Origin of the sequence: Nocardiopsis halotolerans DSM 44410 (assembly GCF_000341065.1) — a bacterium.
Taxonomy (GTDB): Bacteria; Actinomycetota; Actinomycetes; order Streptosporangiales; family Streptosporangiaceae; genus Nocardiopsis; species Nocardiopsis halotolerans.
The window spans coordinates 35908-47822 of record NZ_ANAX01000032.1 but is presented as its reverse complement, the minus strand read 5'-3'; the positions used below and the strand labels follow the sequence as shown (position 1 = coordinate 47822).

General features: G+C 73.2%; 12 protein-coding genes. 7 read left to right on the top strand and 5 right to left on the bottom strand.

Annotation, left to right across the window (positions count from 1 at the left end; genetic code table 11):
• The first annotated feature begins 63 nt into the window (after positions 1-63).
• Positions 64-963, top strand: a complete 900-nt coding sequence (locus tag D455_RS0102505; RefSeq protein WP_017569193.1) for a helix-turn-helix transcriptional regulator — start codon at positions 64-66, stop codon at positions 961-963.
• 128 nt (positions 964-1091) lie between these two features.
• Here the strand turns inward: D455_RS0102505 and D455_RS0102500 are convergent, their stop codons facing one another.
• From D455_RS0102500 to D455_RS0102490, 3 genes are all read right to left on the bottom strand, one after another.
• On the bottom strand, positions 1092-2114 hold the full coding sequence (locus D455_RS0102500) for a zinc-dependent alcohol dehydrogenase family protein (RefSeq protein ID WP_083922106.1): 1023 nt from the start codon (positions 2112-2114) through the stop codon (positions 1092-1094).
• Positions 2115-2358: 244 nt separating this feature from the next.
• Complete coding sequence (locus D455_RS0102495; RefSeq protein ID WP_017569191.1) at positions 2359-3366, bottom strand: arsenic resistance protein; 1008 nt, start codon at positions 3364-3366, stop codon at positions 2359-2361.
• A gap of 4 nt (positions 3367-3370) precedes the next feature.
• Positions 3371-4150 carry a MerR family transcriptional regulator gene (locus tag D455_RS0102490; protein WP_017569190.1) on the bottom strand — a complete coding sequence of 260 codons (780 nt, stop codon included), beginning with the start codon at positions 4148-4150 and terminating at the stop codon, positions 3371-3373.
• 282 nt (positions 4151-4432) lie between these two features.
• Here D455_RS0102490 and D455_RS0102485 point away from each other — a divergent pair, with 282 nt between their 5' ends.
• The 3 genes from D455_RS0102485 (at position 4433) to D455_RS28985 (ending at position 7562) form a co-directional block, all read left to right on the top strand.
• On the top strand, positions 4433-4804 hold the full coding sequence (locus tag D455_RS0102485; protein ID WP_017569189.1) for an ArsR/SmtB family transcription factor: 372 nt from the start codon (positions 4433-4435) through the stop codon (positions 4802-4804).
• Between the two features lie 3 nt (positions 4805-4807).
• Positions 4808-6967 (top strand): heavy metal translocating P-type ATPase, encoded by a 2160-nt coding sequence (locus tag D455_RS0102480; protein ID WP_017569188.1) that lies wholly within the window; start codon positions 4808-4810, stop codon positions 6965-6967.
• Positions 6968-7127: 160 nt separating this feature from the next.
• Positions 7128-7562, top strand: a complete 435-nt coding sequence (locus D455_RS28985; protein WP_017569187.1) for a methyltransferase family protein — start codon at positions 7128-7130, stop codon at positions 7560-7562.
• 158 nt (positions 7563-7720) lie between these two features.
• Here D455_RS28985 and D455_RS0102470 read toward each other — a convergent pair whose 3' ends face one another.
• Positions 7721-8128, bottom strand: a complete 408-nt coding sequence (locus D455_RS0102470; protein WP_026122244.1) for a four-helix bundle copper-binding protein — start codon at positions 8126-8128, stop codon at positions 7721-7723.
• A 194-nt stretch (positions 8129-8322) separates the two neighbouring features.
• Between D455_RS0102470 and D455_RS0102465 the strand changes: the two genes are divergently transcribed.
• The 3 genes from D455_RS0102465 to D455_RS0102455 all read left to right on the top strand — a co-directional run bounded on the left by D455_RS0102465 (position 8323) and on the right by D455_RS0102455 (position 11616).
• Complete coding sequence (locus tag D455_RS0102465; protein ID WP_017569185.1) at positions 8323-9921, top strand: hypothetical protein; 1599 nt, start codon at positions 8323-8325, stop codon at positions 9919-9921.
• 260 nt (positions 9922-10181) lie between these two features.
• Positions 10182-11012 (top strand): S1 RNA-binding domain-containing protein, encoded by an 831-nt coding sequence (locus tag D455_RS28980; protein ID WP_241480141.1) that lies wholly within the window; start codon positions 10182-10184, stop codon positions 11010-11012.
• 103 nt (positions 11013-11115) lie between these two features.
• Positions 11116-11616, top strand: coding sequence for a hypothetical protein (locus D455_RS0102455; RefSeq protein ID WP_026122242.1), 501 nt, complete (start codon positions 11116-11118; stop codon positions 11614-11616).
• On the opposite strand, the gene D455_RS36090 is transcribed toward D455_RS0102455, so the two are convergent.
• The gene (locus D455_RS36090; protein WP_152486983.1) at positions 11555-11905 is read right to left on the bottom strand and encodes a helix-turn-helix domain-containing protein; all 351 of its coding nucleotides are present in this window, start codon (positions 11903-11905) and stop codon (positions 11555-11557) included. The two genes, D455_RS0102455 and D455_RS36090, sit on opposite strands and share 62 nt — an antisense overlap.
• Between the last annotated feature and the right edge of the window lie 10 nt (positions 11906-11915).

Below are 11915 nucleotides of genomic sequence, written 5' to 3'. Positions count from 1 at the left end.
CCCCCGCCTGAGGGGGTCCGGCAGGGCCTGCCAGTCCGTGGACCCCCTGCCTAACCTGGGGTCATGGACAAGAAGACCGTCCGCGAGTTCCTGGTCAGCAGGCGGGCCCGCGTGACACCGCAGCAGGCCGGAATCCCCTCCTACGGGGACGACCGCCGGGTGCCCGGGCTGCGCCGCGAGGAGGTCGCGATGCTCGCCGGGGTCAGCATCGACTACTACACCCGCCTGGAACGCGGCAACATCAGGGGCGCCTCCGACGGCGTCCTGGACGCGATCGCCCGGGCGCTGATGCTCGACGAGGTCGAGCGCGCCCACCTGTTCGACCTCGCCCGCGCGGCCTCCGGCCCCCGCGCCCGCCCCGCCGGGCCCCCGGCCGGAGGGGTGCGCCCCTCGGTGCAGCGGATGCTCGACTCGATGGACACCCCCGCGGTCGTCCACAACGCCCGCCAGGACCTGGTGGCCGCCAACCGGCTGGGCCGGGCCCTGTACGCGCCGCACTTCGACACCGGACGGCGCCCGCCCAACATGGCGCGGTTCGTCTTCCTGGACCCCCGGGCCCGGGACTACTACGTCGACTGGCCGCTGGCACGGCGCACCACCGCCGCGATGATGCGCCTGGAAGCCGGACGCAACCCGCTCGACAAGGAGCTCACCGCGCTGATCGGGGAGCTGTCGGCGTGCAGCACCGTCTTCGCCCAGGACTGGGCACGCCACAACGTCCACAGCCACCGCACCGGCACCAAGTCGTTCCGCCACCCCGACGTCGGCCTCGTCGAGGTCAACTTCGACGTGTTCGAGCCCACGGGGGAGGACCGGTTGTGGATCGTCACCTACACCGTCGAACCCGGCACCCCCTCGGCGGACGCCTTCGCCCTGCTCGGCACCCTCACCGCCACACGGGAGGAGAACGACCGAGGGCACGGCGACACCGGTGCCGACGCCGACCTGCCGCACGGCAGCTAGAGGGCGCTGGCGGCCAGCACGGCGGACGGTGCCACCGGCCACACGGGTGCACGGTGTGACGTGTGCGTCGGACGGCCGCGGCACGGGGCCCTTCCCGGGCCCCGTGCCGGGGTGCTCTCCGGGCGGGCTCAGAGAGTGAGAAGCGTCTTGATCGCGCGCCGCTCGTCCATCGCCCTGTAGCCCTCAGCGGCCTTCTCCAGGGGCAGGCTGAGGTCGAAGACCCTGCCGGGGTCGATCTCGCGGTCCCAGACCCGCCGGATCAGGTCGGGCAGGAACCTGCGCACCGGGGCGGGGCCGCCGTGCAGGTGCACGGCGCTGAAGAAGAGCTCGTCACCGGACAGTTCCACGTTGTGCGAGACGCCCACGTACCCCATGTGGCCCCCGGGGCGGGTCGACCGGATGGCCTGCATCATCGACTCCTGCGTGCCGACCGCCTCGATCACGCTGTGCGCGCCGAGTCCGTTGGTCAGTTCCCTGACCCGTTCCACGCCCTCGTCGCCGCGCTCGGTGACGATGTCCGTCGCGCCGTAGAAGCGGGCGAGTTCCTGACGGTCCGCGTGTCGGGACATCGCGATGATCCGCTCCGCGCCGAGCTCCTTGGCGGCGAGCACTCCCATGAGGCCCACCGCGCCGTCCCCGACGACCGCGACGGTCTTCCCCGGGCCCGCCTGGGCGGCGTCGGCGGCGAACCAGCCGGTGCCGAGGACGTCGGAGACCGCCAGCAGGGAGGGGATCAGCTCCGGGTCCGGCTGCCCCGGCGTGGGGACCAGGGTGCCGTCCGCGTACGGGATGCGGGCGCGCTCGGACTGGGTGCCGATCGCCTGGGCCACGAAGGAGGCGTGCACGCACCTGGACTGGTAGCCCGCCCGGCAGATCTCACAGGTGTTGTCGGAGATGACGAACGACCCGACGACGAAGTCGCCGACCCTGATACCGCGCACGTCCGAGCCGACCTCCTCGACCACGCCGACGTACTCGTGGCCCATCACCTGGTGGTCGGCCGGTTCGACGCCCCGGTAGGGCCACAGGTCCGACCCGCAGATGCAGGTCGCGGAGAGCCGGATGACCGCGTCGGTGGGTTCGATGATCCTCGGATCCTCGCGCTCCTCGACCCGCACGTCGCCGGGCTCGTACATCACAACACCGCGCATCGTTTCCCCCTCGTGTTCGTAGGACCGCGGGGTGGGCCCCGCCGCCCTCCTCGGGCGCGGGCGCTCCCCGGGGGCCCACCGTCCGACCACGGTAGACACCCGGTACCGGCGTCTGGGAGGTCCTGTCACAACCCCCGAGGGCTGTTTGCCGTTCGGAGGGGGACCGATGCCCGAACGGACCGGACCCGGTACGAAGCCGCCGGGGGATCGTCGCGTGAACCCCGTGGCGGTGGGCGCGCGGACGTCAGCGCCCGCTTCCGTGCCCCCGCGTGCCTCGGAGCGGTGCGGTCGTGTTCGCGGCGGCGGGACGCCGGACGCGCACCAGTTGGGCGAGCAGGGCCAGCACCGGCAGCTCCACCAGCGGACCGACCACGAGGGCGACCGCGATCAGGGGGCGGTCGGGGAAGGCCGCGACCGCGACGGCCAGCGCGATGGGCGAGTTGCGGGCCGTGGTGGTCATGGTCAGCGTGACCCTCTGTTCCGGAGGCAGGCCCAGCAGGTGGGACAGGCCGGTGGCGACCAGGGGAAGCGCGGTGAAGAAGACCGCCAGCGGCGCCAGCAGGGCGAGCAGGTCGGCGCCGTGCGCGAGGACGGTGCGGGCCTGCCAGGCGAACATCGCGAACACGGCCGCGTACAGCAGCGGCAGCACCAGGTGCCCGGCCGGTCCGGTGACGTGGCGCTCGCGCCAGGCGGCGCCCCCGAACCGGGCCGAGACCCACCGCAGCGCCAGGGCCAGCGCCAGGGGCACGGCGAGGACGAGCAGGACCGACCCGGCCAGCGTTCCGGTGTCGACCATCGCGGCCCGCCCGCCCAGCAGCAGCACGTACACCGGCAGCAGGACGAGCTGGAGGACCAGGTTCACCGGCAGCAGGGCCGCGGCGATACCGGTGTGCCCGCGCGCCGTCGCGGTGAAGACCAGGTACCAGTCCGTGCACGGGGTCACCAGGAGCAACAGCAGGCCGATGCGCAGGTCCGGCGCGCCCCCGAGCAGTCCGGCACCCAGGGCCCAGGCCAGGGCCGGGGTGAGGACGAAGTTGAGCAGCAGGCTGGTGACCACCAGGGTCCCGGCGCGCCTGACCTCGCCCACGTGGGCGGCGTCCATCTGCACGAACACGGCGGTGAGCATCACCAGCAGGGCGGGCAGCACCACGTGTTCGGCCGCCGGGCCGATCGGCAGTATCAGGCCCGCGGCCAGACCGGCCACGGCGGCCAGGGCCACGAACAGGCTCTGAAGGCGTTCGGCCAACGACATCGGTTCAGCTCTCCTTGGCGGGGCCGAGGGCGCCCAGCAGGCGGGCGGCCCGCCCGGCCGGGGAGTCGGGGTCGGGGCGGTGGTCGGGGTGGACGCCCACGTGCAGGTGCACCCGTTGGGGGGTGAAGTCGATGCGCAGGTCCAGGAAGGCGCAGCACTGCTGTTCGGCCGCGGCCAGTTCGGCCACCTGCCCGGCCTTCTCCAGGGGCAGGCTCCAGGAGCTGCCGTGGGCGCGCGGGGTCGAGGCGGCCTCCGCCAACAGGTCCCGCCAGCGGTCCAGACGGCGCTCGTGGTCGTCGGGCTCCAACAGGCAGGTGGCGCCGCCGGTGTCGGCCAGGGGCAGGGAACGAGGATGTCCGCCCTGTTCAGGTGGTGCCAGGTCGGTCAGGAACGCGCACCCCGGGTCGCAGGGGGCGTCGCGGTCGGGCAACTGTTGGAGGCGGGTGTGGGCGCTGCGCAGCAGCGCCTGGAAGTCCGCGAGTTCGGCGGCCTGGGCACGGGCCTGGTCCAGGCGCTGCTCCAGGCGTGGGCTCAGGGCGGCCCTGACACGCGAGCAGGGCTGGGCCGACCACAGCGCGGTCAACTCCCCGACCTCGTCCAGGTCCAGGCCCAGGCGTTTGGCGGTGGTGATGAAGGCGAGCCGGTCCAGGGCTCGCTCGTCGTAGAGGCGGTACCCGGCCGGGGACCGTCGCGCCGGGAGCAGACCGCGCTCCTCGTAGTAGCGCAGTGTGGTGGCCGCCACGCCGGAGCGTTCGGCCAGTTCGGAGACCCGCATCAGCACCATGCGCCCAAGGTAGACCTTCGAGTCGACTCGAAGGTCAACACGATCGGGTCCACCGACAGGCCGTGGCCCGGTCCGCGACCGTGTGCCGGTGCGACGGGGCTTGGGCGGACCAGCGGCGGCTGGAGACGGGCCCGCCCGAGTGGTTCCGTCCGCGTGGTCGGCCGTACCTCCTTCACCGCGGAGCGGGAAGGCACCCCACTCCGTACGCGGCCCGCTGACGGGAGCCAGTGAGCCGGAGGACCACTGTTGCCACAACATATCAACGGACGTTAGTTTGTTGGTATGACTTCCGATTCCTGTGAACTCCTCTGCCTCGACCTGCCCCAGGCCGAGGCGGTCCGTGCCCGGGTGCCCGACGACGAGGACGTCCGGCTCGCCGCCGACCGCGCCCGGGCCCTGGCCGACCCCACCCGGCTGCGCGTCGCCCGCGCCCTGGCGGTCGGCGACGAGCTGTGCGTGTGCGACCTGGCCTGGGTCTGCTCCTCCTCACAGAATCTGGTCTCCCACCACGCGCGACAACTGCGCACCGCCGGACTGGCCGCCTCCCGGCGCGAGGGCAAACTCGTCATGTACCGCCTCACCGACGCGGGACACGCCCTGCTGGCCCTGCTCCTGCCCGACCCCGCACCCGAACCGGCCGTGAGAGAGGGCTGAACCGTGTCCGACCTGTGCTGCGGCGACGACGGGACCCCCGAACCCCGCCGGGGCCGCCCACCGCTGAACCCGACACCCGCACCGAACCCCCGGACCTCCACACCGGACACGTGTTCCTGCTGCTCGGGCGGCGATACCCAGGAACGCCCCCGCCAGGACGCTGCCGACGACGCCCACACGCCCGCCGGGGCGACCGCCGACGCCGACGGGTGCGGTGACCCCACCTGCGGCGGTGCCTCCGCGGTCGAACCGGAGGAGGCACCGGGGAGGTGGTGGGACTCGGCCACCGTCCGGTGGGCGGGCCTGGCCGGTGTCCTGTGGCTGTCCGGAGTGCTCACCGGCTGGCTCACGCAGGTCCCGGTCCTGCCGACCGCGCTGTTCGCCGGTGCGGTCGCGGCGGGCGGGTGGACCTTCGTCCCCGGCACCCTGCGCGCCCTGGTCCGGGGGAAGCTGGGCGTGGGCACGCTGATGACCGTGGCCATGGCCGGTGCGGTCCTGCTCGGCGAGGTGGGCGAGGCCGCCATGCTCGCCTTCCTGTTCTCCCTGGCCGAGGCCCTGGAGGACCACGCCGTGGCCCGTACCCGCCACGGGCTGCGCGCCCTGCTCGACCTGGTTCCGCCCCGGGCCACCGTGCTGCGCGACGGCCGCGAGGTCACCGTCGACCCCTCCGAGCTCGACGTCGGGGACCTGCTCCTGATCCGGCCCGGCGAGCGGATCGCCACCGACGGCCTCGTCCGCTCGGGACGCTCCACCGTGGACACCTCCACCGTCACCGGCGAGTCCGTCCCCGTCGAGGCCGCCGAGGGAACCGGGGTGTTCGCCGGGACCGTCAACGGCGGCGGCGCCCTGGAGGTCGGGGTCACCGCCCGGGTGGCCGACAACTCCCTGTCCCGCGTCGTGCACATCGTCGAGCGCGAACAGGCCCGCAAGGGCGCCGCCCAGCGCCTGGCCGCCCGGATCGCCCGTCCCCTGGTGCCGGGGATCCTCGTCGCCGCGTTCCTGATCGCCGCCGTCGGGTCCCTGTTCGGTGACCCGGGGGTGTGGGTCGAGCGCGCCCTGGTGGTGCTGGTGGCCGCCTCCCCGTGCGCCTTCGCCATCGCCGTCCCGGTCACCGTGGTCGCCGCGATCGGCGCGGCGAGCCGGTCGGGCGTGCTCGTCAAGGGCGGGGCCGCCCTGGAGGCGTTCGGAACGGTGCGGGTGGTCGCCCTGGACAAGACCGGCACCCTCACCCGCAACGCGCCCGCCGTGGTGGCCGTCGCGCCCGCGCACGGGCGCACCCGCGAGGAGGTCCTCGCCCTGGCCGCCGCGCTGGAGGCGCGCAGCGAGCATCCGCTGGCCGCCGCGATCCTGGCCGCACACCCCGACCCCGCGCCCGCCCGGGACGTGGAGGCGGTGACCGGAAGCGGCCTGACCGGCACCTCGGCCGACGGCACGCCCCTGCGGTTGGGCCGTCCCGGCTACGTCGACCCCGGGCCGCTGGCACCGGAGGTCGCCCGCCTCCAGGAACAGGGCGCCACCACCGTCCTGATCGAGGCCGACGGCCGCCTGGTCGGCGCCGTCGCGATCCGCGACGAGCTGCGCCCCGAGGCCGCTGAGGCGGTCACCGCCCTGCACCGCATGGGCGTGCGCACCGTGATGCTCACCGGGGACAACGAGCGCACCGCCCGCGCCCTGGCCGCACGGGTCGGTGTCGACGAGGTCCACGCCGACCTGCGCCCCGAGGACAAGTCGACCCTGGTCACCGGTCTGCGTCGCCACGGGCCGGTGGCGATGGTCGGCGACGGCGTCAACGACGCTCCGGCCCTGGCCACGGCCGACACGGGAGTGGCCATGGGCGCCATGGGTACCGACGTCGCGATCGAGACCGCCGACGTCGCCCTCATGGGGGAGGACCTGCGGGTGCTGCCCCGGGCACTGGCCCACGCCCGCCGCGCCCGGCGGATCATGCTCCAGAGCCTGCTGCTGTCGGGGGCCATCCTGCTGGTCCTCATCCCGCTGTCCGCGTTCGGGGTGCTGGGTCTGGCGGCGGTCATCCTCACCCACGAGCTGGCCGAGGTCCTGGTCATCGCCAACGGGGTGCGCGCCGGGCGCCGTACCCCGACCACCGCCTCCCCTCCCGTGACCTCGGACGCGCACGCCGCGCGGACGCCGGAGCGGACATGAGCGCCATCGCACTCCTGCTCTACCTGGCCGGACTGTTCCTGGTGTTCGGGGTCCGCAGCCTCCTGGCCTGGCGGGCCACCGGCGACACCCGGTTCCGCCGTCCCCGCACCAGGCCGTTCACCGCCTCCTGGTGGGGGACGGTCCTGTTCGCCGCCNACCCGTGGCGGCGATCGCCGCCGGAGCCGCCGGCCGTTCACCCCTCACGGGCTGGTCCGGGATCGGGGTCATGGTCGCGGGGCTGCTGCTGGTCCTGGCCGCGCAGGCGGGTATGGGCGACTCCTGGCGGGTCGGGGTGGAGGAGGGGGAGCGCACCGATCTGGTCACCGGTGGGCTCTTCTCCCTCGCCCGCAATCCCGTCTTCACCGGGATGGTCCTCGTGCTCGCCGGAATGGTGCTGGTACTGCCCGGCCCGATCCCGGCCGCGGCCCTGCTGTCCCTGGTCGTCGCGGTCCAGGTGCAGGTGCGGATGGTCGAGGAGCCGTACCTGCTGCGTACCCACGGCACCGTCTACCGCGCCTACGCCGCGCGCACCGGCCGCTTCGTACCGCTGTTGGGGCGTCTGGGCGCTCCCGAGGGCGCGGAGGAGCGCCGGTGAGTGGGGTGGACCAGGACGCCCAGGACCGCCTGGGGCGTTCGACCGGGCATGGGCGGCTCATGCCCAGTCTCTGGCAACGGTCGCCGCGCCCCCTCCGACGGCGATCCACCCGGAGGGTGGCCGAGCGGCGAGGACCGCCCCGGACGTGTTCCTCCCGGTCACCCCAGAGCGGCGAGCAGGTCCTCGCAGGCCTGCTCGCAGCGTCGGCAGGCGTCGGCGCAGATCCGGCAGTGGTCGTGGCGGTCGGCGTGACTGGCGCACTCGTCCCCACAGCTCTTGCACGCCTGCATGCACGCCTGGAGTACCGCGCGGGTGATGTTGGCGTCGTAACCGGTGTGGCGGGACAGCACCCGGCCGGTCGTGAGGCAGATGTCGGCGCAGTCACTGTTGGCCCGGATGCACTTGCGCAGCTCCGACACCCGGTCCTCGCTGAGACAGGCGTCGGCGCAGGCCGTGCAGGCCTGGGCGCAGACGAAGCACTCCTCGATGCACCGGATCAGCTTCTCCCGGTCCACGTCTCCCAGGCTCGCCGGGTAGGTGTCCACCATCTCGCTCGCTGTACTCATTGGTCACTCCTGGTAGTCGCCTGTGGTCGGGGACCCACTGCCCGACAGGCCGGTGCGCCAAACCCGGTGTTCGTGGCGGTGCCGCTGGGCGCGCACGGTCGGACGGATCCGCCCTTGCGCCGGGGAACGGAACAGGCCATCCTGGTCGTCATGATGATTCACTCCGTACGGAAGGGCGGCCTCCGCCCGGGCCTTTGAGCGCCCCCGAGTGGACCCTCGGCGCACCCGCTGACGGACGGTCCACCTTCCTTCACCACATCACCTCCCTCTTCGCCGAGTACGGCGAACCCCCCTGGCCCGACGGCGGTCGGCCGTTCCCCGACGACCCTCCCGACTGGGCCAACGCCATGATGAGCAGCGTCGTCCTCGACGGGATCCGCACCCACCACTTCGGGATCGACGCGGAGTCCGATCGGGCCGAGGCGCTGGCCGGGCTCATCGCCCGGACCGTGGAGGCGCCCCCTGACACCGCCGCGGCGCAGCGCTTCCACGACGCGCTCGCCGAGACCGACGCCCTGACCGTCGTCGACCACCTCCTCGAGCCGCTCGCGGCGCGCGAGGTGTCCCGTCGCCGCACGCGGGTGCTCGCCCGGTGGACGGCCGAGCACGGTACCCACCGCGACGCGGTCAAGATCGCGCTGGCGCTGTTGGGCCTGTGCGGAGACGAACGCGAACGGGACCTGTTGGTTCTGCTCGGATCCCTGGACGAGTTCGCCCTCTACGCGGCGGTAGCGCTGCGGCGCGCCGTACCCGACCCCGAACCGGACCTGTTCCGTCTCGCCCGGCGGGCCACCGGATGGGGCCGGATCCACGCGGTGAAGCGGCTGGAGGGCGTCACCGACCCCGACATCCGGGCGTGGCTGCTGCGTGAGGGGTTCCGCAACGGGGTCATGGACGAGTACCTCGCCCACTTCGCCGCGGTGAACGGCGGACTGCTGGAGGCACTCGCCGGTGACGGAGCGGGAGGGACGGTGGATGACGCGCTGCTCGACGGCGCGGGCGGCATCCTCGGCGCCATGGCGGTGTCCGAGGGCGGTCCGGCCGCGGGGCTGGCGGACTATCCGGACGCGTTCGACGCGCTCGAACGCTACGCCGAGCTGCTCGACGCCGCGCCCGCCACCCTGGGACGACTCACCGACCTGGTGAGAATCCGCGACCACCTGCTCGGCGAGCCCGGAGGCCTGGGGCGCCCCGCCGACGAGGTGGCCCGGATCGGCCGACGGCTCGCGCGGATCCTGGAGCGCCCGGAATGGGAGGAAACGGTCCGCGTGCACCTGGCCGAGCCCGAGGGGGAGGATTTCGGTGCCGCGCTGTGGGCGGCCGACGGCCTGGGACTGCGGTCGTTCGACGACGTCCTTCGGCGTCTGCGCGTCAGGCCGAGGGACTCCCTCGCCTGGCACTGGGCCTTCCGCTGGGCCGATCGGGAACACGTGGACGACCTGGTGGAGCTCGCACAGGCGCTGCTGCCGCTCGAGGAGCTGGCGACGGGACCGTCCGAGGCGTCGTCGGTGGGACCCGGGTACGAGGACGACCGAGCCCTGGAGAGCGTCCTGCACTGCCTGGCCCGGACTCCGGGTTCGGGCTGGCCGCTCCTCCGTACCGGTCTGCGCAACCGCTGCGTCGGGGCGCGTGCGGCGGCGGTCAGCGCCTTGGAGGAGTGGCGGGAGGGACCACTTTCCGCGGAGGCGGTGTCCGTGCTCCGCCTGGCCGAGGCCGAGGAGCCGCACGCGGGGACCAGGGAGAGGATGTCGGCGGTTCTGGGACGGCTCGACCCCGGTTCCGGGGTGGTCTGATCCTGGGGAGCGGCCCGGGCCGGTGCTCGACGCTGGCCCGGGCCGCGCTCCCCGCCCGTGCGGTCGCGGTGGGTGCGGATCACCTACTCCTTCGGCTCGTCCCCCGGCCGGTGCGGGGTGGTGACCCGCACGCCCACCAACGGGGTCGCGCCGACCACGACTGCTGGGGAGTCATGGACGAAGCGTCGAACGATCGGGCCGCCCAGGCTTTTCTGGCGACGGTTCACGTTGGTGACCACCACGGCGGGACCGTCACCGGGGTGAACCGCAACGGTGCCGTGGCAGTGGCCCTGGACGGATTCCCCGGGCGTTCACTGGGGGAGATCGGATCGTTGGACATGTCCTGGGTCCGGTTCGCGGCCGCCGCCGGGGACATGGAGGTCGGGCAGCGTGTCACGGCCGAGGTGATCGCCGTCGACCGGGAAGCGGGCCGGATCCGGCTGTCGACGGCCGCCACGGAGAACCCGGAACTGTGGGCGTTCCTCAAAGAGCTCCACCGCGGCGAGGTCCCGTCCGGCGTGATCGCGTCGATCGAGTCCTTCGGCGTGTTCGTGGCGTTGGACGAGGGGCCCGCCCACCCCACCTTCCCCGGCGTCGGGTTCGTCTCGTACGCCGAGTTGTCCTGGCGGCGCTTCGAGGCGGCCTCGGACGTCGTCCGGGTCGGTCAGCGCGTCTCATGCGAGTTCCTCGATTTCGACACGACGAACGGTGAGGCCCGGCTGTCGCTGAAGGCGATGCGGCCCGATCCCTTCCAGGAGTTCTCCGCCATGGTGCGGGAGGGACGGGTACTGCGCGGACGCGTCACCAAGCTGGTGCCGTTCGGTGTCTTCGTCGAGGTGGCCGACGGCGTCGAGGGCCTGGTGCACCTGCGGGAGCTGACGGAGGCGCCGGTGGAGGCTCCGGAGGAGGTGGTCCGGGTCGGTGAGGAACTCTCGGTGGTCGTCGTCGAAGTCGACCGTGAACGGCGCAGACTGGCCCTTTCCCGTCGCCTCCACACCGGGCACGCCATCGACCAGGATCATGGTGGCCACCGCCCTCTCCCCGACCCGTGTGCCCGCACGGAAGGTGATGACGCGTACGTCGCCGAGTAGGGACTCCCGGAAGGAGGAGGGTTCCCGTACGTCGAGTACCCCGGCGGGTTCCGGTGCCGACCGTTCCTGGGCGGATGTCCGCACGGGGCGCTACCGTCCATCCATGACTGATCTCTCCCTCCCTCCGATGTTGGAGGACCTCAGGAGGACCCATGGCGTCCGCGACATGGACTTCGAGATGTACGAGGCGTTCGAGCACCCCGACGAGACCGCGTGGTGGTACCGGTTGTGGACCGGGAACGAGGAGGCCGCCGGAGGCGGGTTCCGCTTCTTCGGCATGGAGGGCGCGGGCGGCTACACCGGCCTGTGGCTGGTCCGTGAGGGGCGCCCCCTGACCGAACAGCCCGTGGTCTTCCTCGGGTCGGAGGGGGACCTCGCGGTCATGGCTTCCGACGTCGGGGCGTTCCTGTGGCTGGTGGCCCAGGGGTACGGGCCGTGGGAGGTCATGGGGTGGAGCGACGAACCCTGTGCGCCCGACCCCGACGTCCTGGAGGTCGCCCGGCGGCACGCCCCCGACGGCCGCCGCGCCCCGGAGGAGATCCTCAGGCGTGCCCGGGAGGAGTTCCCGGACTTCCAGGGGTACATCGACGCACAGTGCCGCTGAGCAGGGGACCGGAGCACCCACCGGAACTTCCGACACGGGTCTCCGTCACACCCGCCCCGAGTTCCAACTCCAGCAGCAACCGGCGCGTCGGGTTGTCCAGGAGGAACCCGAACAGTTCCCGGGCGCGCCGAACCCGCTTACGCACCGTGTTCTCGTGGAGCGTCGACTCCGAGCCCACGCCCCGGACGTCCCCGAAGTTCCTCAGGTAGGACAGGAGCGTCCTCCGGTGGTCGGTGCCGTGCTGTCGGTCGTGCGCGGCGACGACCTCGTCGAACCCCGCCCGCGGCATCGGGTCCGCC